22 protein-coding genes and 1 riboswitch are annotated in these 24,098 nt (G+C 41.9%); of the genes, 4 read left to right on the top strand and 18 right to left on the bottom strand.

What is annotated here, in order from left to right; genetic code table 11:
* From A8805_RS14295 to A8805_RS14260, 8 genes are all read right to left on the bottom strand, one after another.
* A partial coding sequence (locus A8805_RS14295) for an NAD(P)/FAD-dependent oxidoreductase (RefSeq protein ID WP_109712296.1) occupies positions 1-840 on the bottom strand: 840 nt, incomplete at its 3' end.
* Positions 841-885: 45 nt separating this feature from the next.
* Positions 886-2,196: a glycine reductase complex selenoprotein B gene (gene grdB, locus A8805_RS14290; protein WP_109712294.1), complete on the bottom strand. Its 1,311-nt coding sequence runs from the start codon at positions 2,194-2,196 to the stop codon at positions 886-888.
* A 15-nt stretch (positions 2,197-2,211) separates the two neighbouring features.
* Positions 2,212-3,492, bottom strand: a complete 1,281-nt coding sequence (locus tag A8805_RS14285) for a glycine/sarcosine/betaine reductase component B subunit (protein ID WP_181392851.1) — start codon at positions 3,490-3,492, stop codon at positions 2,212-2,214.
* A 73-nt stretch (positions 3,493-3,565) separates the two neighbouring features.
* Entirely contained in the window at positions 3,566-3,955 is a 390-nt protein-coding gene (locus A8805_RS14280; protein WP_109712292.1) for a GrdX family protein, read from the bottom strand.
* Between the two features lie 137 nt (positions 3,956-4,092).
* Positions 4,093-4,202: riboswitch (glycine riboswitch) on the bottom strand.
* 164 nt (positions 4,203-4,366) lie between these two features.
* On the bottom strand, positions 4,367-4,903 hold the full coding sequence (locus A8805_RS14275) for a prolyl-tRNA synthetase associated domain-containing protein (RefSeq protein ID WP_109712322.1): 537 nt from the start codon (positions 4,901-4,903) through the stop codon (positions 4,367-4,369).
* A gap of 44 nt (positions 4,904-4,947) precedes the next feature.
* Positions 4,948-5,160: a tautomerase family protein gene (locus A8805_RS14270; protein ID WP_109712290.1), complete on the bottom strand. Its 213-nt coding sequence runs from the start codon at positions 5,158-5,160 to the stop codon at positions 4,948-4,950.
* A gap of 31 nt (positions 5,161-5,191) precedes the next feature.
* Positions 5,192-6,178 (bottom strand): ornithine cyclodeaminase family protein, encoded by a 987-nt coding sequence (locus A8805_RS14265; protein ID WP_109712288.1) that lies wholly within the window; start codon positions 6,176-6,178, stop codon positions 5,192-5,194.
* A 122-nt stretch (positions 6,179-6,300) separates the two neighbouring features.
* Positions 6,301-7,869, bottom strand: coding sequence for an L-serine ammonia-lyase, iron-sulfur-dependent, subunit alpha (locus A8805_RS14260; protein WP_109712286.1), 1,569 nt, complete (start codon positions 7,867-7,869; stop codon positions 6,301-6,303).
* Positions 7,870-8,159: 290 nt separating this feature from the next.
* On the opposite strand from A8805_RS14260, the gene A8805_RS14255 reads away from it, so the two are divergent.
* Positions 8,160-8,864 carry a FadR/GntR family transcriptional regulator gene (locus A8805_RS14255; protein WP_109712285.1) on the top strand — a complete coding sequence of 235 codons (705 nt, stop codon included), beginning with the start codon at positions 8,160-8,162 and terminating at the stop codon, positions 8,862-8,864.
* Between the two features lie 81 nt (positions 8,865-8,945).
* On the top strand, positions 8,946-9,827 hold the full coding sequence (locus A8805_RS14250) for a LysR family transcriptional regulator (protein ID WP_109712283.1): 882 nt from the start codon (positions 8,946-8,948) through the stop codon (positions 9,825-9,827).
* Positions 9,828-9,918: 91 nt separating this feature from the next.
* Here the strand turns inward: A8805_RS14250 and A8805_RS14245 are convergent, their stop codons facing one another.
* Positions 9,919-11,460 carry an FGGY-family carbohydrate kinase gene (locus tag A8805_RS14245; RefSeq protein ID WP_109712281.1) on the bottom strand — a complete coding sequence of 514 codons (1,542 nt, stop codon included), beginning with the start codon at positions 11,458-11,460 and terminating at the stop codon, positions 9,919-9,921.
* A gap of 259 nt (positions 11,461-11,719) precedes the next feature.
* Between A8805_RS14245 and A8805_RS14240 the strand changes: the two genes are divergently transcribed.
* Both A8805_RS14240 and A8805_RS14235 read left to right on the top strand, forming a co-directional pair.
* Positions 11,720-12,688, top strand: coding sequence for a helix-turn-helix transcriptional regulator (locus tag A8805_RS14240; protein WP_109712279.1), 969 nt, complete (start codon positions 11,720-11,722; stop codon positions 12,686-12,688).
* Positions 12,678-13,313 carry a GyrI-like domain-containing protein gene (locus tag A8805_RS14235; protein ID WP_109712277.1) on the top strand — a complete coding sequence of 212 codons (636 nt, stop codon included), beginning with the start codon at positions 12,678-12,680 and terminating at the stop codon, positions 13,311-13,313. Before A8805_RS14240 ends, A8805_RS14235 begins: the two co-directional genes overlap by 11 nt.
* A 199-nt stretch (positions 13,314-13,512) precedes the next feature.
* Here the strand turns inward: A8805_RS14235 and A8805_RS14230 are convergent, their stop codons facing one another.
* The 9 genes from A8805_RS14230 to A8805_RS14190 all read right to left on the bottom strand — a co-directional run bounded on the left by A8805_RS14230 (position 13,513) and on the right by A8805_RS14190 (position 24,095).
* Positions 13,513-14,532, bottom strand: coding sequence for a zinc-dependent alcohol dehydrogenase family protein (locus A8805_RS14230; protein WP_109712275.1), 1,020 nt, complete (start codon positions 14,530-14,532; stop codon positions 13,513-13,515).
* A 93-nt stretch (positions 14,533-14,625) separates the two neighbouring features.
* The gene (locus A8805_RS14225; protein WP_242992408.1) at positions 14,626-15,762 is read right to left on the bottom strand and encodes an ROK family protein; all 1,137 of its coding nucleotides are present in this window, start codon (positions 15,760-15,762) and stop codon (positions 14,626-14,628) included.
* A gap of 212 nt (positions 15,763-15,974) precedes the next feature.
* A complete protein-coding gene (locus tag A8805_RS14220) occupies positions 15,975-16,922 on the bottom strand; it encodes an ABC transporter permease (RefSeq protein WP_109712273.1) in 948 nt (315 codons plus the stop codon).
* Between the two features lie 6 nt (positions 16,923-16,928).
* Entirely contained in the window at positions 16,929-18,434 is a 1,506-nt protein-coding gene (locus A8805_RS14215; protein WP_109712271.1) for a sugar ABC transporter ATP-binding protein, read from the bottom strand.
* An 84-nt stretch (positions 18,435-18,518) separates the two neighbouring features.
* Positions 18,519-19,550 carry a sugar ABC transporter substrate-binding protein gene (locus tag A8805_RS14210; RefSeq protein WP_109712269.1) on the bottom strand — a complete coding sequence of 344 codons (1,032 nt, stop codon included), beginning with the start codon at positions 19,548-19,550 and terminating at the stop codon, positions 18,519-18,521.
* 57 nt (positions 19,551-19,607) lie between these two features.
* A complete protein-coding gene (locus A8805_RS14205) occupies positions 19,608-20,384 on the bottom strand; it encodes an SDR family oxidoreductase (protein ID WP_109712267.1) in 777 nt (258 codons plus the stop codon).
* Between the two features lie 189 nt (positions 20,385-20,573).
* On the bottom strand, positions 20,574-21,623 hold the full coding sequence (locus tag A8805_RS14200; RefSeq protein WP_109712265.1) for an NAD(P)-dependent alcohol dehydrogenase: 1,050 nt from the start codon (positions 21,621-21,623) through the stop codon (positions 20,574-20,576).
* A 49-nt stretch (positions 21,624-21,672) separates the two neighbouring features.
* Complete coding sequence (locus tag A8805_RS14195) at positions 21,673-22,857, bottom strand: ROK family transcriptional regulator (protein ID WP_109712263.1); 1,185 nt, start codon at positions 22,855-22,857, stop codon at positions 21,673-21,675.
* A gap of 164 nt (positions 22,858-23,021) precedes the next feature.
* Entirely contained in the window at positions 23,022-24,095 is a 1,074-nt protein-coding gene (locus A8805_RS14190; RefSeq protein ID WP_109712261.1) for a M24 family metallopeptidase, read from the bottom strand.
* Positions 24,096-24,098 lie beyond the last annotated feature (3 nt).

Here is a 24,098-nt window from a genome sequence, read left to right as displayed (position 1 = left end):
CGCGTAAACTCCAGGGATATTGGTATGCATGTCTTCGTCTGTTTTAATATACCCGATTTCATCCATATCAATGATGCCTTCAAACACTTTTGTATTCGGAATCATTCCGATAAATCCAAACAGTCCAAACAGTCCATCCTCCGGATCAGCGTCTACTTTTCTGGTCTCTCCGGTCTTTACATTCTTCACAATCATTCCCTGAAGAATCTCATCTCCATAGAGTTCCTCCACAACAGTATCCCAGAAGAACTCCAGCTTTGGATTGGCAAAGGCTTTCTCCTGTATGGATTTAGCGGCACGCAATTCGTCCCGTCTGTGAATCAGGGTGACCTTTCTGGCAAATTTGGTCAGATACAGGGCTTCTTCCACTGCGGAATCCCCGCCTCCTACCACATAGACTTCCAGGTCTTCAAAAAAGTTTGCATCACAGGTTGCACAATAGGATACGCCTTTACTCATATATTCTTTTTCACCCTTGCAGCCAATCGGTCTTGGGTGGGCACCTGTGGCAATGATAACGTTCTTTGCCTCATACTGGTTTTTTTCACCCTTCAGGATTTTGATTTCACCATCCAGAGAGACTTCCTTGATTGTATCCGATACACGCTCTACACCGAACTTTGCTGACTGAGCTGTCATTCTTGCTGTCAGGGAGGGACCGGATTCTCCTTCCAGTACCTGTCCCGGATAATTCTCAATTTCGTCGGTGATGGCAATCTGTCCGCCATCCTGCCCTTTTTCTATTATCAGGGCGGAAAGACGGCTTCTGCCTGCGTACAGCCCGGCGGATAATCCCGCCGGACCTCCTCCCAAAATAATCACATCGTAAATCTTACCCATTGCAAAAGTTCTCCCTCTTCCGCGGATGTTGCTGCCGCAGATCTTTTATTCAAAAATTCTTTGTCCATCTACTCCTATTGTCAGAGCTTCCAGCGCATTTTCAACAATTTTACGGCGGAGAGTTTTTTCTTCTTCCATTTCCGCAGACGGATTTCCAAGAGGATATGGAATGGCAATAGCCGGAACAATTCTGTTTGCACCTACTGTCATAGAAATTGGTGTCACTGTACAGATATGCACAACAGGGAGTCCCGCCCTCTCCACTTCTTTTACCATCGTTGCACCGCAACGAGTACAGGTACCTCATGTGGAGGTAAGGATTACTGCATCCACGCCATCCTTTTTCAGTTTTGCAGCAATTTCAGCCGCAAAAGCCTTTGCAGAGGCAACGGATGTTCCATTTCCCACTGTTGTATAAAACAGGTTGTGAAGTTCCCCGATTACCCCTTCCTTTTCCAAGTCTCTGAGTACATCAACAGGCAGTACTCTGTCAGCATCTTTATTTGCATATACAGGGTCATACCCGCCGTGGGCCGTCTCGTAAGTATCTTCTGTTAAATCCGACACACCTGTAATGTCGTACTCTCCATAGCGTGAAGCGCTGGAGCTTTCAATATGATCCGGATTTCCCTTTGGTACAATTCCGCCGGATGTAACAAGGGCAATTTTTGCATGTGCCAGGTCCTTTACCGGAGCGCTGGGTTCTACTCTGTCAAAATTCGGCATTGGGTACTCGGTCTCAAATGCCTTGCCCGCCAGCTTTTTCAGGAGCATCTGAACCGCTCTCTCTGAACCTCTTTTCTTTTCAAAGAAGTTGACACGTGTGCCATTTGGCATATAGCCTTCCTCAGCAGATGCGCCCACAGACTCACCTTTTGCAAGCTTTAATGCCAGCGGAGCCATTTTAGATACCGCATCCCTCATACCTGCAGCACTGTTTTTTGTAGAAACCATGTATATCTGATTTTTAAACATATCTGCACCCGGATTCTCTACATACATGCCGCTGACAGCCGGAATCCCCAATTCTTCCTGTACTGCCGCTGCAATGGTGCCGCAGGCTACACCATACCGTCCTGCGTTAAATGCGGGACCGGCAATAAATACGTCCGGAGCCTGCTCCTTTACCATAGCAAGTATGTCTTTCTTTGCCTTCTCCAGGTTTTCATTAAAGTAAGAATCTCCGCATACTATCGTTGCAATGATCTCTGCTTCCTCCTTAAAACCTGCCGTAAATGCCAGCCCCGGCCCTACTGCTTCCCCAATACGCAGCTCTGCCGGATAATCAGCTTTTTCTTCCCCTCCGACCTGGGCAAAAAACTGATTGATATAATGAACAACTTTTATCTTAGCCATACTATCCCCTCCCCTCTACCTTGCACTTAAGCAGTTGAAACCTGTCTCATTTGTTGCACCTGTGATAACCTGCAGTTCCACTTCCAGGGAACCATCCCCGCGCAGTGTTTCCTCACTGGCTCCCGCAATCTTTGTCACATAATCCAGAGTTCCAATTACCTTGTCAAGTTTCGGGAGGATCACAACCTGATTTGCATTTCCCCCTGTTATCACTGCATCTGCCGCTGCATCAGCATCTGCAAGAGACTGGGACTTCCCGTCACGTCCTGCATACTCATCTGTAATAATGACCGTCTTAATACCTTCTGCCTCAATCTTCTTACAGTTCATAATCAAATCAGTATCCGGGTTTCCAAAGCCTTCCTGGGATATGATGACCCCATCCAGATCCAGCATTTTACAAAGCTTTGCGGTCCAGTCGGAAGAGCGCTGTTTCTCTGCCAGATATACATTTTCATTTGTAATAATCTGACCTACAAAATTTAATGTTTTGCCATGCTGCTCAAACAAATCGTGTACTACCGGATTGTTCAGATGTACATAGGTAGGATTCTTGTCACATGCAGATACACAGTTACCTGATATAATTGCACCGTCCATAATCTCTGTAGGATTCAGGATTGTAGGAACAATCCTTTTTGCATCTACCCCATATACATAGGTATCATGCAGCAGCCCCTGGCTTTGCAGCATCTGTACATATGCCACCCTCGGAAGCTCCGGGTATTTTTCAATCCCTTCCTTAAGTGTACAAGTCTCATATACTTTTGTCTCATCAGGTGTAAGAGTACGTGCCAATTCCCCAATATAAACAGCCACTCTGAGCCCTGCAAGCCTTACTGCCTTTTCGTATTCGTGAGGCTCTGTCCCGTCCACTGCCTCACAAACCATAACCAGATTTAATGTCTTCGAAAATGGCGTATAGTCCGCACCAGGTCCGGCCATATCAATGATTCCCTCCTGGAATCCAACGATTTTACCGGCTGTCACTACAGCCATCCCTTTTAATGCATATGTCTTACCTTCCCCAACTGTATCAATTTTCGAGATAACGCCTGGAAAGATTCCCCCTCTTCCCTCAACCTTAACCCGAGGCTCAATCACGTCTTTCACCGGAGTAATTCTGATAGATTCTCCCGGTCTTGCAATATCAAATGATACGCTCTTAAGCTTTTCATCTTCAAGAGCCACCGCTTTCGCAGACTCTTCGGATACATAAAGGGTTCCATCCTCAATTTTCGATTCCCCAGAAAATTGGATATCCTTAATGTAAATGTATCCCATTTCTAATTTCACTTGTTATTTCCTCCTTAAAATCACAAACATTAAGCAACGATTTTAAAACTTCTCTCAATATACCAATACGGCATTACCATACATCTGCCGCTTCCAATCCGCTCTCCAGCAAGGTCCAGTCTATTAACTGAAAATCTTCGTAAGTTTCAGAAGTGTATGTGTCTGTCTTAAAGTGAAACTTTGCACATGCTAAAATGGCATTTTCAATTAATTCGAGGGACTTCAAATCCAACCTCATCTCCTTTCCTTTTGTAATTAATATAGATTTGTATGGTGTTTCATTTGGCTTCACACTTCCTGATAAAGGATGTGATAAAAGCCGGTGTCCTTCATGGATTCTGTCTCTGACTTCTCTTAAAATTTCCTCGTAGGAAATCTCATGGAATATGACGTCGTGTGCTTTGTCAAGCTTTTTCAAGACCAATGGGTTATTTGTAATGATTTTATAACTGTTTTGATTCATTTGTCTGCTGTCCCTTTCATTACATAAAAAAGAGGACGCCTTAAACACAATTGTGTCTAATTCGTCCTTTCCTGTTTTTTGCCTTGATAAATATCCCGAGTAAAAGCTTTATCATACAGCACAAGATTCAGAATGCAGTCCATTTCCCAGTCCCTTTGCCTGAAAGTTTCACCGGCATGTATTCACACCTGCATGCCCGGCTTGCCCCTTCGGCGGCTGTCTTACAGCTCTCTCCTGGAAAACATCATCCCGCTGTTCAATTTTACTTAGAGACAATTCGAATACCTTTATTGTCTGCACCTATCATAACGAATCGTAGACTCTTTTGCAATCACTTTAGACAATTAAGATTATTTTAGTCGTTTTCCATAAATATTATTCATATTTTTATGGACTTTTACTCTTGACTATCTACAATTCCACAATTTTTGCTTTGTGATAAATATGAGGTAAAAACTTTTTCAGCAAATCATCTGTCTTCATCTTCAGATGTGCAGTATTAATTCCGGGATTGCACCCAAACCACTCTTCTTGCGTCACTTCCTTGTCTATAATAAGCTGCACATAATCGTCCTCATCATTTACAAGTCCCATAATCGATGCGGAGCCTGGTTTCGTTCCTAAATGCTCTTCCATCAATTCTCCTGATGCAAAGGATAATTTAGATACGCCTATTTTTTTACTCAGCTCTGCAGTATCTAACTGTTTATCCGCAGGCATAACCACCAGGAAGAAGCTTGTCTTCTTTTGATTGCATAAAAAGATGCTTTTTCTTATCTCTGTCCCCAAAGCCTGGTCAATCTCTTTACATTCATCCATACTTTCCACTACATCATTGTCTACCCGCTCATATGAAATATGCAGCTTGTCGAGTATTTTATATACTTTATCCTCAGTCGCATTGCGTCCCTTTTCTGGTGCTGTCGTGCTGATTTCACTAATATATATCATTGCATTTCCTCCTGGTCTGCATCAGTTTTGCCTGTATAACTTTAGAAATTTGGCTTAATATACAACGTATCTTCTTTAATCTGCTGAACAACTTCCTTGTCCCAGTCTTCTTTTTCAATTTCCTCAATGGTTACTGAAAAATACTTTGGTTCCATTTTCATTGTTTCAGACAAAAATGCCTGTGTTTTTTCTGCTAAGTCCTGCTTCACTTCTTCCGTTCTTCCAGGATATAATTTAATGGAAATATGTGGCATAATATTAATCTCCTTATTCTTTATACAGTTTTTATTCCCAACGGGTTCCGATGCCTGCCTCTACGGCCTTATCATATATGTTCCTTGCTGTGACCAGATCCTGTGTTGCTACCCCAACCGTCTTAAATACGATGATTTCATCATCATTCTCTCTTCCGGTCACCTTTCCAAGAATTACATCACCTAAGTCACCTGTAAAATCATCTTTCGTAATTCTTCCCTCTTCCAACGGGATTAAAATATCCCCTGCCTCCGAGAGAACGGCCTCTTCTGAATCAAAATATATTTTCCCTGCACGCTCCAGGATTACCGGGTCCATCTCCTGCATATGAGGCTGATAAGAGCCTACGCAGCTTACTGTTGCACCGGCCTTCACTTTACTGCCGTCAAATACAGGCTTATTGGAAGGTGTAACTGTAATAATCAGATCCGCATTTTCAATTGCTTCATCCGAAGATTTTACTGCGATAATTTCTGTTCCGTACTCCTTCAGCTCCTCCTGCATTCTTTCAGCAAATTGCTGGGTCCGCTCATAATTTAAATCATAGATTTTAACCTTATCCAATTTTCTTGCAGCCATCATAGCCTCAAGCTGTGTTGCTGCCTGTCCTCCGGTTCCTATGAGGGCACCTTCCTTTGCATCTTTTCTCCCTAAAATATCGAAAGCTGCTCCGGATGCTGCTCCGGTTCTCAACTGTGTTACATAAGTCCCGTCAAGCACTGCCGTCACCACACCTGTCTTTCCGTCAATTAAAAACACCTGCGCCGGGGCAGAGGGTATCCCATTGTCGATATTCTTAGGGAATATGTTAATAATCTTTAAAGATGCTATATCTGATTCTTCCACATATGCAGGCATAAATAAGAAACACCCCTCATATTTAGGCGCTTGAATCTTCGTTCTCAGCGGAGCCTCACATTTTCCTTCTACAAGCATTTGAAATGCTGTTTTATCTGCTTCGATAGCTTCCTGCATGGAAAATACTTTTTTGATATCTTCTCTTGATAATAATAACATGAATCTGCCTCCTTTTTCTCTTCTTACTCTTTTATTGTTATAATATTAATTTTTACTATTCTATCACATTTCCCGCCATGGGGATAGCCATATCAATAAATCATCCACTCTCTTACTGCTATTTATTTCTGATTTTCAAGCATCCTCACTGAAGTTTTTGTTTTGCCTAATCCGCCAAAGGTACATCTTAATTCCAATGGTAAAGATAAGCCAATTTCGTAAATAGCCGAAATTGTTTCATCTAATGGGATAACCGCATCATAGCCCGCCAAAATCATATTTGCGCTGGCAATTGCATTGGAACCGCCCATAACATTTTTCCCAAGACAAGGAACTTCTACCCGGTTAGCCACAGGATCACATGCCAGTCCTGTAATATTCTGCAGTGCCATGGACGCAGCATCCATACACTGTTCAATGGTTCCTCCCATCATCTGGGTAACCGCAGCGGCTGCCATACCAGAGGCCGCTCCGCACTCCACCTGGCATCCGGCAACTTCAGCAGAAAAAGTAGCAGCTTCCGCTATAAACAACCCGATAAGGCCTCCCACCATCAAACCACGGACCATCTCTTCCCTGGAAAGCTTCATATCTCTTCCCAAACCAATCACCGTTCCCGGCAAACAGCCGCAAGAGCCAACCGTCGGAGCTGCCACAATCAGTCCCATGGAACTTTTCACTTCCATAACGGCTGTGATGCTCTTAATAACAGAATTCAGAAGATTACATGGAACCAGCCTCCCTTTAGCCTTCTGTTCGTCTATTTTGTATGCCTGCTGCCCTAAAATACGGTCCTCATATGAAGTCCCTGCCAAGCCAAGATCAACAGCATTCTCCATAACAGTCAGAATAGCCTCCATCTTATCAACAACTTCCTGACCACTGATTCCGCCGCGTTTACTTTCAAACAGTACAGCATACTCCCATGCAGGCATCCGGTTTTCTTTTGCATATTCCAATAACTGTTCCGCGTTTAAAAACGGCACATTACAATCAGCACTTGAATGCGTCGGAAGGATTGGTTCCAGATAAACCACATCTAAAATACCTTCAGCAGCCCTTAAAGTGGTGCACATCTCATTCTTAAGCCGCTGTGCTGCCTTTATATTGATGAGTGCTTTTCCCGGCAGCTCCTCAGCCAGACAAAATTCATATGCCGGCGGACCTTTGACTAATTCTTCTTTCCATGCATCCAAAGGTTTTTCATTTAAATCCACTACTACAAGAAGCTCATAAAAATCTCCGCAAATTTTCACAGTAAAACCGTCGAACTTCTGCATTTCTATCATACCGCCGCCCACAGAAACTGCCTCCCAGTTATGGGTACTGCCATCTGCTGCCTCTGCATGTATCCGGTAATTGCCCGGATGAACTGCCCCATATTCCAGTATCCGGTATTCAATATCAATCCCGGCCTTTTTTGCCAAAGATTCATACTGATCAACATCCGGACTTGATAAATCCATTCCCATCAATCCACATGCAAATCCCATATCAGTACCATGCCCTGTATGAGAGGCGGCCAGTGACCCGGTCGGATCAAAATCACAAACCACTTTCTTCAATGGAGCCTGAAAAGACTGCCGGACCAATTCGGCAATCCTTGCCCCGCCGGCTACATGTGAACTGGATGGCCCCCTCATAACAGGGCCAATTACATCATTAAATATACTACACGGTAATTTCTTCATGATCCCCCCTGATTCTCCAATTTAAACGGTTCTTAGATGTCTTGATTTTTTACTCATTTTACTATTTCTCTTACTTTTCCTTTTCCACTAATCCGTCATTAATCATAAAAGATTTATGTATAACCAACTTCATGCTATCATATATTCAAATCAATGTCAATTTTATAGTTTATATATTTAATAAAACCTTATTGCAGCCCTTAAAACTAAAAAATTTGACTTTTAGTAAATAATACTTTAGAATTTGATTATTCATTCATCACTTACGATATATTAAATGGAGGACATATATGACAGATAACCAAAGGATTCATTTTATTCTTAAAAGTATTCAGGATATAGGGCTGCCGGTTGGAGCCACATATCTAAGCAAGAAACACGCCATTCCTCCTGCTACTATCGGCCGCACATTAGCAGTGCTTGAAGAAAAGGGATTAATTAAAAAAATAAGCAACAAAGGGAGAGTCATTACCGATAAGGGAAGAAATTATTTAATACAGGAAGAACTCAGAAATGCAAAGGCAAAGAATGCAGACAAACTGGTCCAATTAGTGTCTAAAGCTGATAAAAATACTCTTCTTGAAATTCTTCAGACAAGAAAACTTCTTGAAGGTCATACTGCAGAGCTTGCCTGCCATAATGCTGAAGATTCAGAAATTGATGAATTAGAGCACTTGATGTTAGAATACCTGCATCTAATCCGCAGTGGTGAGTTAGGAAGTCATATAGATTTGGAAATCCATCTTACAATAGCAAAAATGTCACGCAACAGAACAATTTATCAAATATTAAAAATCATGCTTACCGGTGACAACGTTTATACTAAATTTTCGTTTGTATCAGATAAATTGAAGCATATTCAGGTCAAACAGCATGATGCGATTATTCAGGCTATACGGGAACGTTCGCCTGAAAAAGCCAGAGAGTCCATGGAAACGCATCTGGATCAAGTAATAAGTGATTTAGAAAAGTACTTTCTGGATGATATAGAGTAAATCACCACTGTCTTATTGATATCTAAACAATATAATACAAACCAGAAAAGTATTTTTGTCAGGGAGAAGGAGAACACAATTATGGGAAAGTACGAAATTCTATTAAGTGTCTGCGAGACACGCAGTATCTCTAAAACTGCCCAGGAACTAAACTACACACAATCAGCCATTAGCCAGGCTATTAAAGCTTTTGAAAAAGAACTGGGCTTCCAGCTATTCCACCGCTCGAAATCCGGAATGGAGCTAAAACCCAATACCGAGGAAATCGTGGAGTCTCTAAGGACCATCTGCCGGGAAAAGCTGCGTATTGAGCAGATTGCAGCCAGCCTGACAAGCCTGGAGAGCGGTTATATTCGTATTGGTGCTATACAGAGCATCTCCTATCACTGGCTTCCTGACATCCTGAAGGAATTCTCCATGCTTTATCCTAATATCCGCTTTGAGCTGACAGTCGATGGGTTTAAAAACCTGGAGGAGAAAATACACTCCCAGGAATTGGATTGTATTTTTGTATCTGAATATTCTGTACCTGAATTGCCTTTTATTCCAATGGGTGATGACGAGCTCATGCTGGCAACGCCAAAGGGCCATCCCCTTTCCGAAAAAATAGCTGTCTCATTACCTGATATCGACAATGAAGATTTTGTATTATCTTCTGATGGTCTTGATTATGAAACAGGAAAAATTTTTAAGTTAAATAATATTTGTCCTAAAATCCGTTACCGGTTAAATGAGGATTTTGCTACACTCAAAATGGTGGAACAAGGCTTCGGAGTTACGATCCTTCCCAAACTGCTATTGTATAATGCTCCTTTTCAGATTTGCGTCAGATCCTTTACAGAACACTATTCCAGAGTCCTCGGAGTGGCTTATTCTAAAAACCCTGAACCTATGCTGGCAACTCTGAAGTTCTTAGATTTTGTAAAAGCATGGAGTCAGAAACATCTTACAGATATTAATTAACATGAATAACAAGAGAGCACAAAAGCAGGATGTCCCGCTTTTGTGCTCTCTCTTCTCCTGTAAACAGCCTTCATAGCTTTTAGAGAAGCCCTTATAGTTTAGATGCTTCTGTAAGCTCCTTCATATCCTGTTTTAAGTTATTGTAAATGCTCTTATACAATTTATAATACTTCTTATACTTTTCATGATTCCCTGCATTTGGCATAACCTTATCTCCCAAAACCTGCCATGTCTTAACCTCATCATAGGATAAAAGACCAGTTCCGATTCCTGCCAGCATAACATCTCCTAAATTCGCTTCTGCATCATAAATCGGACTTACTACAGGGTAACCTGTCACATCTGCAAAAATTTGCTTCCACACTTCTGATTTTGTAACACCGCCTGCAAGAAGAATATATTCTCCCAAATCTTCTCCTGTTGCCTCCATAGCGTCCTTCAGGCAATATGCAACTGCTTCTAAAAATGCCCTGTAAATGTGGGCCTTTGTGTGGGTAAGTGACAATCCTACAATCGTGCCCTTTGCATCAGAATCCCAAACCGGGCTTCTCTCTCCCATGAAATAAGGCAGAACTACAAGCCCCTCACTTCCCGCCGGGATTTTCTCCGCCTGCTGGTTTAAAGTATCATACGCATTGGGTCCGCCGTTATTCTGACTCTCAACCTCGAACTGACAGAACGTAGTTCTGAACCACTTCACAATTGCGCCCGCCGTATTTCCACCGGCAAAATAATAAGATAGTTTTTTTGCATCATATAGGTATGGCCATACAATCAGACCTTTCCCTTTTACCGGCTTATCAGAAATTAACGCCGCACACATGGAGGTTCCGATTGCCGCTGCATATACCCCAGCTTCAAAAACACCAAGTCCAATATTAGCTGCACCGCAGTCAATCCCTCCGGCAACAACCGGAAGTCCTTCCCAAAGTCCAAGTTCTTCTGCGCACTCCTTTGTAAGCCCTCCTACAATATCGGTAGACTCTACAATTCTCTGAGGCATCATGGAAAGTGGGATTCCCATTGCTTCCATCAGCTCCTCTGACCATGTACGCTTGTTCATGTCAAAAATTCCGCCAATATTTCCTGCCGAAGAGTAGTCTATTGCAACTTCCCCAGTAAACTTATAAATCACATAGTCATTGGGAGGAAGAAAGAGTTTTGTTTTGGCCCAATTTTCAGGCTCCTTATTTTTCATCCACAAGATTTTAGTATAACCATAATAAGGGTCTGCCCCGTTATGGGTAATCTCAAGCAGCTTCTCTTCTCCAATGGTATCCAGTGCCCAGTGGGTCTCCTCCTGTGCTCTTCTGTCCATCCAGATCATGCAGGGACGGATTGGCTTCATATTCTCATCCAGTGGAATTCCAGAACCTCCATATAATCCGCTGATGGCAATTCCTTTAATCTGGCTTTTATCAATCCCAGCTTCTTTAGATGCTTTCTCCACCGTATTTCTGATAGATGCTTTTGTAGCTTCATACCAGACATCCGGCCACTGCTCCGCCCAAAGTGGCTTTGGAGTTAATACATCATACTCTTGCAAATCCTGTGTAATCAACTTTCCCTTCGTGTCCATCAGTATGGTTTTTGTCCCTGATGTGCCAATGTCTGTTCCTAATAAATAGTCCATTACAATCCTCCTCTTCGTTATAAAAAGCACTTTTATAAAACATATTTATATATTAGTTTTTTTTCGGTCTCCTGTCAATCTTTTTCGGAAATTTGGCAATTTTTTCACAAACTCTTTTTAGAGGCCACTCCAAAAAAAGGGCAACATTATTCACTCTCTAAATACACCATTTACAAATACTTTTCTCTGTTATAATATGAACATGACATATAGGTGTCATGTTTCTAATGGTATAATTCTTTTTGATGAAGGAGCAAGCATGAAAATAGACAGACTGATTGGAATTTTATCTATTCTGCTGCAGAAGGATGCTGTCACAGCTCCCTATCTGGCAGAACAGTTTGAGGTTTCCAGACGAACCATTAACCGGGATATTGAAGATTTGTGCAAAGCTGGGATTCCTATTGTAACAAGGCAAGGGGCGAATGGCGGCATCTCCATTATGGAGAATTACAAGGTAGACCGCACTCTTCTGACCAATACAGAAATGCAGGACATTCTGGCTGGACTTCGAAGTTTGGATAGTATCAATGGCACAAATCGTTACGGCCAGCTAATGGAAAAACTAACAGTTGGTTCTTCCGATTTTATGACTGGGAACCAGTCTGTATTGATTGATCTTTCTTCATGGTATAAGGACTCCCTTGCTCCCAAAATTGAGCTGATACGAAGTGCGATTGACAGTGATATGGAACTTCATTTTCTTTATTTTTCTCCAAAGGGAGAGACACAAAGAAACATCGAGCCATACTATCTAATTTTCCGGTGGTCAAGCTGGTATTTATGGGGCTGGTGCAAGACCCGTGAAGACTACCGGCTGTTCAAACTAAATCGCATGGACAAAGTGCATTTATCCGGACACAAATTTAACAAACGAGCTGTCCCCTTTCCGGATTTAAGCAATGAGCGAATTTTTCCAGGTGGTATTAAAGTGAAAGCGCTCTTTGAATCAGATTGTAAATGGCGGCTGGTGGAAGAATTTGGTGTTGAGTGTTTTGAGGAACAATCAGATGGAAAACTCTTATTTCATGCAGATTATACAGATAAAGAAAATCTGATTACGTGGCTCATGACATTCCGCGACCAGGCAGCTCTTTTAGAGCCGGAGGATATTAGGGAAGAAATTCAGTCAGTCCTTAGAAATATGCTAAAGGAGTATGGAGAAATAAACAAGGAATTATCTGTTCCTAAACCTAAGAAAGCGAGAAAAAGACAACATGGCGTTTGATTACAAAAATGAATACAAAGAATTTTATCTGCCCCCGAAGAAGCCTGGGTTGATTGATATACCGGAAATAAATTATATTGCTGTGGGGGGAAAAGGTGACCCAAATGAGCCGGATGGTGAATATAAGGCAGCTATGAATTTGCTGTACGGCATTGCTTTTACTATCAAAATGAGTTACAAAGGAAATCATAAAATGGATGGCTATTTTCCCTATGTAGTTCCACCACTTGAAGGTCTGTGGTGGCAGCGTGATACTGATGGAATTGACTATACACATAAAAAAGACTTTGAATGGGTTTCCATGATTCGGCTGCCTGAATTTGTGACAAAAGATGAATTCGATTGGGCCGTCAGAGAGGCAACAGAGAAAAAGCACTGTGATTTTTCTAAAGTGCAGTTCTTTTCATATAATGAAGGCCTTTGCGTTCAATGTATGCACATCGGAAGTTATGACGATGAGCCTGCAACAATACAAATGATGAATTCCTTTATACAGGAAAACGGATATGCCCCCGACTTATCAAAGACACGCTTCCATCACGAAATTTATCTAAGTGACCCGAGAAGAACCGCAGCAGAAAAACTCCGTACTGTAATCCGCCAGCCAATCAAAGAGGTAATATAATAGAAAACGATGTTTCTTATTATACAAGAAAGAATCTTGCAAGCAAGATTCTCCGCCTGGGTTGGGTTACGATAGCAACACCTTCTTTGCCAACCCAGTGCGATCCCCCGGAGGGTTTTTATGTAATAGGAGAAGCACTTTCCTATTACATAAAAAATGAATCATGGCCACCCGTTTGTGGGCGGCCATGATTCTATTATTATGACATCTGTATCATAACCTTCCCGCTTCTGCGGTACTCCGGTTTCGTAAATACATCTGTAATATTCTCAAGGGGAACAATATTTGTAATAATACTCTCCACATCAATTTTCCCTGATGCAAGGACTTGTATTGCTCTCTCAAAAGTATATGGATTGATAAATGAGGACGTAATGTGCAGTTCCTTTTTAAAGATGTCATCCGGCTTGATTGGGAAGCCCTCTTCCGGAGATGCCAGACCAAAATACATAACTGTGGCGCCTTTTCCGGCAAACCGGATTGCATCCTGCTGAGTATGGATATTTCCAACACATTCAATAACCACGTCTACATTTTTACAATTTGACGCAAGGAATTTCTCCACATCCTCTTCAAGAGGATTGACTGTCAAATCTGCCCCAAGCTTCAAAGCAAGGCTTCTTTTTTCCTCAACAGGCTCTGAAAGGATCACCTTGGAAGCACCTGCATTCTTTGCAAGCTGAAGCATAATGATACCAATCGGTCCGCCGCCCATAACAAGGACTGTATCTCCTGCTTTGATATGGCACAAATCAATTCCATGGAGACAGCAGGACATTGGTTCCGCCATTGCAGCCTCTATGTAGCTCAAATGGCCCGGTACTTTATAAACCTGCTTTTCACGCATAATTACATATTCTGCAAAGCCACCGTCAACTGTGGTTCCAATTCCCATATTATTTGTACAGAAGTGCTGCATTGCATTTTTACAGAAATAACATTCACCGCACATATCGTTAGGATCTGCACTGACCTTATCTCCTGCCTGGAAATCTTTCACCTGGCTTCCTACTTCCTCCACAATACCTGAAAATTCATGTCCCGGTATCAATGGGGGATTTACTTCAAAAGAACCCCCATCTCCATTATAGATGTGGATATCTGTTCCACAGACTCCGCAATATTTTACCTTAATTCTGACTTCATTACTTTCCAGTTTCCTCTCAGGAACTTCTTCTACTCTTAAATCCTGAGGTCCGTGATATACTGCTGCTTTCATAAGCCTTTCCTCCATACTTAATTAAATGTAGTTATTCAGAGGGCAAGCTTGCACAGCCACTTTACAAATATTTCTGCCCTCCTGAATAGTTACCTAAATACTATCCAGAAAATCTTCAATAAAAAGGATTGCCGCACCGGCCGCTGTTGCCTCTATCTTATTTGTACATTGCATAACATAGTCCTGTGCTTTATCCTGAAATGGATTATATTTATTTACCCTGTCACATAAGTCCTGTATATAATCTTCGATATGGGCACCTACATAGCCCCCGATTATAACCATGCCGTCAAAAAGCATCCGTACATTATGTACAGCTATGGCCAGGTTCTTCATATATTCATCCCACAACTGTATCGCCTTTTCATCCCCATTCCGGAGCAATACAAAGAATTCTTCCAGATTGCCATCTGTGTACTGGTCTAAATTCGTAGCCCGGCAAACGGTATCAAAGCATCCATATTTACCGCAATAGCATTGTCTTCCACCTTCCGGGACAACAACCATATGGCCAATTTCTCCGCCTTTATGGGAATCACCTCCATACATAGCGTTGTTGATAATAACTGAACCACCTACACTGTTGCTCAAACTAATATAAAAGGCATTATTCAACTTGCTATTGGTCCATCTCTCCGCATATCCTGTCGCATAAGAGTCCCATACAAGACGGCTTGTATACGGAATATATTTTGCAAACTCCGCTCTTGTTCTCCCTGTAAAGTTCAGCGTCCACCCATAACGCACAGTCTCTCCATCATCTGAAATAACTGCGGGAACAGCGATTCCCACACCAAGAAGATTTTCGTCTGGTATCTGCGCCTGTTCTTTTACCACTTCGACCGCCCTGCCAATTTTTCTCAAATATTCATCATCATCCAGATTAAACCGGCTTTTTTCTTTCACGATTGCTGTTACATGTCCTGATAAGTCTACTGCTACCGCACTGATATGATGATCTGTAATATAAACGCCTATTGCCATTTTTGCATTCTGAATATAAGTATAAGCAGTTGCATTCCGGCCACCCGTATTTTTTATTTTTTCGGATGTATCGATGAGCTTCTGCTCTTTCAAATACTGTAGATTTTGAGTAACTGTCGGAAGGCTCAATTGCAGAGCTACAACAATATCTTGTTTTGAAACTGAAATGTTCGAACGGACATACTGATATATCAATTGTCTGTTTTTCAGTTTAATCTCATTAGGACTTATTTTTTTTTTGCTCATTTAACCACCTGTTTTCCGTCTTGATTATTAAGTGCAGTGATCTTTTTCTTGCCCTCAAGTGTAAAATCACAAACGCCCACCCAAAATCATAGTAATATCAAGTCGATTTTCTGTCAATAGCTTTAGAGTAAAACCCGGAAGAACTCCTCCTTTTCCAGAAGTTATAAAAGGACCAGAAAAACGAAAGTCTCCTGGTCCTGATTAAAGCTATTCTATGTTGTCTGTCTCTTTTTCTGCAGACAATCGAACCCAACTGCAAATGCAAGTACAAGCCCTTTAACAACCATTTGAATATAAGAATTTACATTCATTAATACCATACCGTTTGTCAATGCACCGATAATCAATACACCCGCAGCTACGTTAGATAATTTACCAAATCCACCAGTTACAGATACACCACCTAAAACTACACAGGTGATAACGTCAAATTCATAACCATCACCAGCAGTTGGCTGTCCTGAGTTGGTACGTGACAACATTACGATACCTGCCAGACCTGCGAACAGTCCTGATAATGAATATACCAGGTATTTTACGCGTCCAACACGAATTCCAGACAATTTTGCAGCTTCTTCATTACCACCTACTGCATAGAAATAACGTCCGAAATATGTTTTATTTAAGATGAAACTTCCAACTATAAAACATAAAATCATAATGATAACTGGCACAGGTATTGGTCCTACCCATCCCTGACCGATTACTTTGAAGTCCGTTGTAAATCCATTTACAGGACGTCCGCCGCAGAGGATATATGCAAATCCTTTAAAAATTGTCTGTGTTGCAAAGGTTGCAATCAGAGCCGGCATTCCAATAGAAGATACCATGAAACCATTTATTGTACCGATTAATGTTGCAACTATAAGTGACAGGAGAATAGCCACAAACATGTTCATACCACTGTTTACCATGAAGTATGCACATAAAATATTTATAAAGGTAATGATAGAACCTGTAGCTAGGTCAATTCCTCCCAGCAGAATTACAAATGTCATACCTATGGAAGCAATACCGTACATAGACACCTGACGTGCAATCATAATGAGGTTATTCGGTGTAATAAATGTAGAGTTTGCAATAGTAAATGCAACGAACAATATTACAAACACAACCCAAATTGCCTTATCTCTTAATTGATATACCACTTTATCTTTCATATTAGACTACCCCTCCTTGACCGCTGCTGACGCAAACGCCATAATCTTATCTTGGTCGAACTCATTCTTTGACAATTCACCTGTCATATGGCCTTCTGACAACACGATAATCCTGTCAGACATACCCATCAACTCCTCCATCTCAGAAGAAATCAACAAAATAGTCTTGCCTTCCTTTTCCACCAGGTCATTCATCAGCTTGTAAATTTCATATTTAGCGCCTACATCAATACCTCTGGTCGGTTCATCAAAGATAACCAATTCAGAGTTCGCTGCAAGCCATCTGCCCAAAATTACTTTTTGCTGATTACCACCGCTCAGGTTTTTTACTAATTGATCCAGACTTGGTGTTTTTATTGCCATATCAATCCTTTGTTTCTCGGCAACTTCTCTTTCCTTTTTGGAATCAATTACACTCAGCGTAGAATTTCTTTCATATACTGCCATATTAATGTTATTTTTAATGGACACGCCAAGCAAAGCACCATGACGCTTTCTATCCTCCGGCACTAACGCAATGCCTAAATCTATTGCCTCCCTTGGACTCTTGGGGTTAATTTCCTTTCCATTAAAAATCATTTTTCCAGATTTTTTCTTTGCAGCTCCAAAAATCAGCTGAGCCAGCTCTGTACGGCCTGCTCCAACCAATCCTCCCAATCCGAGAATTTCACCCTTATGTAACCGCAGGTTCATATTCTCATCACCATTTCCAGTAACATTCTGTAATTCTAAAACTACTGTATTACGGTCTACGCAGTCCGTCCTTGGAGGATAGGACTCTGTCAGTTCACGTCCTACCATCAAATGAATCAACTCATCCACGTGACTTTCTTCAGTGATTAATGTTTTTACATACTCGCCGTCACGCAATACTACAATCCGGTCGGACAGACGATATATCTCCTCCAGTCTGTGAGATATATATATAATAGAAATGCCCTCTTTTCTCAAGTGCTCCACTACTTCAAACATACTTTCTACTTCTGCACTTGTCAGGGGCGCCGACGGTTCATCCATAATCAATATTTTTGCATCCTGCTGAATTGCCTTTGCAATTTCAACCATCTGCTGATAACCAACTGTCAAATTTTTCATCAGCGTCTTAGGATTAATATTAATATGCAGACGCTCAAATGCCTTGACAGCTTCTCTTTCCATTGCTGCCTTATCAACAATAATACCTTTTCTAATCGGTCTTCCCAGGAATAAATTTTCTGCCGCTGATAATTCTGCCACATTATTAAACTCCTGATAAATAATGGCTATTCCATTTTCTGCTGCCAGCTGAGGTGACATACTTGAATACTCTTTTCCGTTTACCAAAATCTTCCCGGAGGTGGGGATAACCGCTCCTGAACATGTTTTGATTAGTGTGGATTTTCCGGCACCATTCTCACCAATCAGTGCAAGAATCTCACCTTTTTTCAATTCAAGAGAAACATCTTTCAGCGCAACGACACCAGGGTATTCTTTTCTTATATGCTGTAATTGTAATACATATTCTTCACTCATAATATTCCCCCGTGATTGATAGGAGGCGGCAAAAACCGCCTCCACAACTCTTGTTTTCTTTGACTTTCAAGATAAGTCTTTTTCTTACTCGTAATCTGCCAGGTATTCATCTACGTTATCTGCATTAATTACGATGAATGGTCTGTATACATTGCGGTCTTCGCCTTCAAACTTCTCTCCTGATAAAACTCTGTCATACATTTCTACGCAAGCTGCTGCTGTTCTGCTGTTTGAACCTTCGAATCCAACAGTTGTGTTAGAAGCCTCTACTCCGCTCTTGATTGCTCTCATCTGCTGCTCTGTAGCATCACCAGAGAAGATACCGCAGTCTTCCGGAATTTCATTGTTATACTTTGTAAGTAACGCCTGGTTAGCACCGATATCAGATCCTGCACCGATTGTTACAAATACTTTACAGTTAGGGTGTGCCTGAAGTACTGTTTCCACATTTGTCTGTGCGTCATTTGCTTCAAGTCCTTCAATGCTTGCAACTACTTCATACTTGCCTTCAGCACCTTTTAATCCTTCTAAGATACCATTCTCTCTTTCTAATAAGATAGGTGTCTGAGGATATCCGATTACGCATACTTCAGCTTTGTTGTCTTCTGAATAGTGCTCATTGATAAAGTCAGCTGCTGGTGTAGCAATTGTTTTACCAAGCTCTGTATTGTCAAGAACCCAGTTTACAGTTGTGTTTTCCATCTTATCATCCCAGCACATTACCTTAATACCTGCATCCAATGCTTCTTTACAAACATCTTCGATAGCTGCCGGATCAGATGGGTGAACCATGATCATATCCACGCCTCCTGTAATGAAGTTCTCAAGCTGGCTGATCTGCTCAGCAGAGTTGTCTTTACAGTCAACAAGTGTATACTCCCAACCTTTTTCTTTCAGCATTTTCTCCACTTCACCGAAAACGCCTGCCCAGTAATCGTTTTCCAGAGACTGGATTGAGATACCAATTTTGAAGCTGTCGCCTTTGTCATCGGCAGTGTCTTCTGTTTTGGCATCAGAGCTGGTATCAGACTTTGCATCCTCTTTCGCTCCACATCCTGCCAGCATAGACAATCCAAGTGCTGCTGTCATCAATACTGCTAAAATCCTTTTTTTCATAAACCTTTTTCCTCCTCGTTGGAATAATTTATTTTTACACACTTTTGTGTAAAAAGCTTAGAAACATGTAAACGCTCCGTCTACTACAATGTCAGAGCCAGTTGTAAAGCTGCTTGTATCTCCTGCCAGATATACACATATAGACTGCAATTCTTCAGGCTTTCCAAGTCTTCCCATCGGTGCCATTGCATTCCACTGTTCAATCAGAGGAACAAGATGAGGTGCATTGCTGATTAATTCAGTTCCTATATATCCAGGGCTGATACAGTTTACACGGACACCTTTTTTTGCCCACTCTACTGCGAGGGATTTTGTAAGCATAATTACCCCTGCTTTGGAAGCATTGTATGCACATTGTGGCTGAGGTACATTGACAATGTGGCCTGACATGGATGCTGTGTTAATAATAGATCCGCCTCCATGAGCCAGCATATATTTTCCTGCAGCAGTAGCAGTAAGGAAAACACCTGACAAGTTAATATCTATAACCTTCTTCCACTGTTCAAAAGTCATCTCGTCTGCCGGTGTGTTAATGCAGATTCCTGCATTGCAGAATGCAGCTTCCAGTCCTCCCAGTTCAGACACTACTGTTTCAACCATCGCATCCACCTGCTCCGGATTTGTCACATCCGTCTGGACTGCTATTGTCTTCTGTCCTGTTTTATCAGCAATCTCCTGCGCTGTCTTTTGTGCCTCCGCAATATCTACGTCCACGATAGCCACGTCTGCTCCTGCTTCAGCAAATGCAGTTGCTACGCTTTTACCAATTCCACGCGCGCCTCCAGTCACAAAGATACGCTTTCCATTCAGTCTCATGCTTTCAATAATACTCACTACTTTTCGCTCCTTCCGTTCAAGGCATAACCGGCCGTTCAGCTTGTTACGCTTTTAACAAGTAATTTAGTAAAACCATTTTATAAAATAGCTTTTAATTATATTATAGTGATTCCTCCAAATTGTGCAAGTATTAAAAACAGCCAAATATTATTTTGTTTTTTTGTCTACTTTTAACAAAACTCTTCTCTACTCTGATATTTTTACAACTGCCTTTACAATTCTTTCCTTCTCTTTCACACTCTCATCCATTGCTCTCTGAATATCATCAAAATCAAAAATGTGAGTGGCAATGCCCTTAAGATTCACCTTTCCTTCTGCAACAGCCTCAATTGCCATTGGATAAATATGACGGTATCTGAATACTGTCTTAAAGGTAACTTCCTTGTCCAGGGCAAGGCTCATGGAAAGATTCATTTTGCCGCTCTTGCCATACCCTACAAGTACAATGTTAGAACCTTTTCTCACTACTTCTATTGCCTGGTTCGTTGTAATTTCTGTTCCGGCTGTTTCGATAGCTAAATCAAAACCTTCACCCTCTGTAATCCGTTTCGCCGCTTCAAGGACATCCTCTTCGCGTGCATTAATTACTCCGGTTGCCCCCAGCTCCATGGCTTTCTCCAGACGTTTTTCCATAATATCTACCACATAGACCTTGGATACCCCACATGCTTTTAGTGCCATCATGGATACCAGGCCAATACAGCCCGCACCAAATACTACCGCACACTGACCTGCATGAGCATCCCCCTGCCGTGCGGCATGAAAGCCTACTGCTAAAGGCTCAATCAGCGCACCTTCCAAAGTGCTCATATTCTCAGGAAGTTTAAAGCAAAGTGTTCCCGGATGTGCAACATATTCCTGAAATACACCATCCACCGGAGGTGTTGCAAAGAAAATTACGTCTGAGCAGAGATTATATTTTCCTTCTCTGCAAAATTTGCACTTTCCGCAAGTCTTTCCCGGTTCTAATGCAACCTTATCCCCAGGCTTCAAATGCTTAATTTTCTTTCCTACTTCAACTACTGTGCCTCCCGGCTCATGTCCTAATACAAAGGGAGGTTCTACAACGTAGTCTCCGATTCTTCCCATTTCATAATAATGCATATCGCTTCCGCAAATTCCTACATACTCCAGCTTCACAAGAACTTCTTCGTCCTCTGGAACCGGAATCGGTCTGGTTGTATACCCCATCTCTCCGATTCCATTCATAACTGCAACTTTCATTGTTCCTTCCATATCTTTTCTCCATCCTTTCATATAAATACAGGTATTTAACTTCTTGAGTTTAAATCCCTTTCATAAACTCTTCAATATAAAATATGGCTGCTCCAAGTGCAGAAGCTTCGTTTTGAAATTTGCATACAGATATATAATCTCCAGCCCCTTCAAAAATATTCAGCTCCGCAATCTTCATACCTAAATCACGAAGATACGGCTTCATGCAGCTCCCTACATAACCACCTAAAATGACATCACAGTCAAAGCACATCCTTAGAGAATCTATCCCAATGGACAGATTTTCCAAATATCTGTCCCACACTTCCCGGAACTTTGGATTTCCCCGCTCCAGTTCTTCAAAGAACTTCTCCAACTGCCGCTCCGGCCCTGCCTCCACCAACTCCGTCAGGCGCTGTGCGGAGCAATATGCATCCAGACATCCTTTTTTCCCGCAATAGCAGGTTTTTCCGCCCGGATGTATTGTAACATGCCCGAACTCCCCGCTGTGCCAGTGGTTTCCAATATACATATTTTCAAATACACCTTCCGGATGATAGGAACTCTCCGAAAAATCAGAGGCATTCTGAAATATGATTGCCCCTCCTACTGTATTGCTCAATGACAGATAAACCATGTTTTCCTTCGGGCAGCCTGATATCCATTCCGTAGCAGCCCCTGCACTTGCATCATTAATCAGAATGCAGGGATATGGAATATAGCGCGAAAATTCTTCGCCTGATATGTCATAGAGCCCTAATGCCCGGGAATACGTAATATAGTTTCTCTGCATATCGATAATAGCTGGAACAGAAATTCCAACCCCCATTATCTTTTCCCGGTCTACCTGGGCCTTATCAATAAATTCTTCTAGAACTTTGCCCAGCGTCTGAAAATATGCGTCTTCAAATACAAATTTTTCTCTGAGACGCACATGGGACTTCACAGTCTTCGTAAGGTCTGTAAGAACAATTCCAATATGATTCCGCGTAATATCAATGCCTAATGCATATCTGATGTCTTTCACCGAGGCGAGGGCTTTCGCTTTTCGGCCTCCGGTGGATTTACATTCTCCCACCTCGGAAAGTACCCCTTCTTCACTTAATTCTCTCACAATCTGAAGAACGGTAGGGCCACTCATGTGCAATGCTGCAGATATTTCAGGCATAGATGTTTGCTCTTTACTGTTAATATAACGAAAAACTCTATTTCTATTTGCTTTTTTTACTTCTGAGTTGTTTTTAATCTTTTTCATGTCATAGGAACTTCTCTTCCGCCTCGTTAAATTTTAAACATTATTTTGCACTTTATTAAAATATCTAATTAAGTTTGCGTAATAATAAAATAGCACTTTTGTGCACAACTATCAATACTTTTATTGTTACTTTTTTCAAATCGTCAATTTTCACAATTCTGATTTTAAAATTTCAGTATATTTGCCGACTCATATATGCCATAAGGCGTTGTAATCGTACTGCAAGGCCAGTTTTCAGTACGTGTCAGGGTAATGACACCCTGTTCTTTCAAAATTGTTGTTTCTTCACATTTCGTTCCCAGAATTGTAGGGTTCCATGCATATGCCTGGTTCATGTGCATCACAGAATCCATTCCCGGCAACGCAATCCATTCTCTGCACTGGTATCCGGTAGGCCCGCCCTGGTGATGGGACTTCCATTCATCTTCCCAGCCTGCTTCCCTGTAGAGACTTTTAACCTGTTCAAAGTAGTCTCCATAAGAAAGTCCTTCTTTCATCATTGTCTGCATACAGGCGAAAATATACTGTGTTTTTTCATACCGCTCTTCTATTTCCTTCGGAATATCTCCAAAGTACACCATTCGTGTCATGCTGATATTCAATCCGTACTTTTCTCCTCCCAGCACGACCATAAGGCTTTTTTCAATAGGCTTATCCGTGGGCAGGGGATGCCGGTAGTCTAAAATTCTGGAATCCGAGCCTGCCAGCACACAGTCGGGGCTGATTCCCTTTTGAAAACAGAGTCCTTTCAGCTGTGCCGCAACTTCATTTTCGGTGTCTCCGGGCCTCGCAGTAGAACATACATGCTCTACTATTTTTGCACATTCCCGCCCAACCTGTTTATAACGTACCTTTTCTTCCTCAGATAAAACCATTCTAAGCTCTATCAGCCCTTCCAGCACATTTTCCGTTCCTGCAATTCCGGTATCTGATACGAACCTTCCCCGGGACGCCATCTCCCTGAGTCTTTCTTCTACAGACTCATACCAGGGAACCTCCACTACAGTTCCCTGCAGTGGATTCTGTTCTGCTCCCATGCGGGCTGCATCACTGCTGTCAGCTACGAGGCTGAGTGTTTCCCCGGTGATGACATAGTATGCAACCCCTTCCGGACTGTTTGTTACCACATGATTCTCCGCACCCTGGCTAATCCATGCGTAACTGTCTCTTCTCCCCAGGATTACGCCATCATAGCTCTTCTTTCCCATCCATTCCCTGATTCTTTTCAATGCTTCCATACT

The sequence above is a fragment of the Faecalicatena contorta genome (assembly GCF_003149105.1).
In the GTDB taxonomy this organism is placed as follows: Bacteria; Bacillota; Clostridia; order Lachnospirales; family Lachnospiraceae; genus Muricomes; species Muricomes contortus_C.
Note: the sequence above shows the minus strand (reverse complement) of the source record. Positions and strands in the feature narration are given on the sequence as shown.

Bases quoted from the DNA above. Each gene is read 5' to 3' on its own strand.
- A8805_RS14280 (WP_109712292.1), bottom strand. From the start codon at position 3,955: ATGAATCAAAACAGTTATAAAATCATTACAAATAACCCATTGGTCTTG.
- A8805_RS14270 (WP_109712290.1), bottom strand. From the start codon at position 5,160: ATGCCACATATTTCCATTAAATTATATCCTGGAAGAACGGAAGAAGTG.
- A8805_RS14265 (WP_109712288.1), bottom strand. From the start codon at position 6,178: ATGTTATTATTATCAAGAGAAGATATCAAAAAAGTATTTTCCATGCAG.
- A8805_RS14260 (WP_109712286.1), bottom strand. From the start codon at position 7,869: ATGAAGAAATTACCGTGTAGTATATTTAATGATGTAATTGGCCCTGTT.
- A8805_RS14255 (WP_109712285.1), top strand. From the start codon at position 8,160: ATGACAGATAACCAAAGGATTCATTTTATTCTTAAAAGTATTCAGGAT.
- A8805_RS14250 (WP_109712283.1), top strand. From the start codon at position 8,946: ATGGGAAAGTACGAAATTCTATTAAGTGTCTGCGAGACACGCAGTATC.
- A8805_RS14245 (WP_109712281.1), bottom strand. From the start codon at position 11,460: ATGGACTATTTATTAGGAACAGACATTGGCACATCAGGGACAAAAACC.
- A8805_RS14240 (WP_109712279.1), top strand. From the start codon at position 11,720: ATGAAAATAGACAGACTGATTGGAATTTTATCTATTCTGCTGCAGAAG.
- A8805_RS14235 (WP_109712277.1), top strand. From the start codon at position 12,678: ATGGCGTTTGATTACAAAAATGAATACAAAGAATTTTATCTGCCCCCG.
- A8805_RS14230 (WP_109712275.1), bottom strand. From the start codon at position 14,532: ATGAAAGCAGCAGTATATCACGGACCTCAGGATTTAAGAGTAGAAGAA.
- A8805_RS14225 (WP_242992408.1), bottom strand. From the start codon at position 15,762: ATGAGCAAAAAAAAAATAAGTCCTAATGAGATTAAACTGAAAAACAGA.
- A8805_RS14220 (WP_109712273.1), bottom strand. From the start codon at position 16,922: ATGAAAGATAAAGTGGTATATCAATTAAGAGATAAGGCAATTTGGGTT.
- A8805_RS14215 (WP_109712271.1), bottom strand. From the start codon at position 18,434: ATGAGTGAAGAATATGTATTACAATTACAGCATATAAGAAAAGAATAC.
- A8805_RS14210 (WP_109712269.1), bottom strand. From the start codon at position 19,550: ATGAAAAAAAGGATTTTAGCAGTATTGATGACAGCAGCACTTGGATTG.
- A8805_RS14200 (WP_109712265.1), bottom strand. From the start codon at position 21,623: ATGGAAGGAACAATGAAAGTTGCAGTTATGAATGGAATCGGAGAGATG.
- A8805_RS14195 (WP_109712263.1), bottom strand. From the start codon at position 22,857: ATGAAAAAGATTAAAAACAACTCAGAAGTAAAAAAAGCAAATAGAAAT.
- A8805_RS14190 (WP_109712261.1), bottom strand. From the start codon at position 24,095: ATGGAAGCATTGAAAAGAATCAGGGAATGGATGGGAAAGAAGAGCTAT.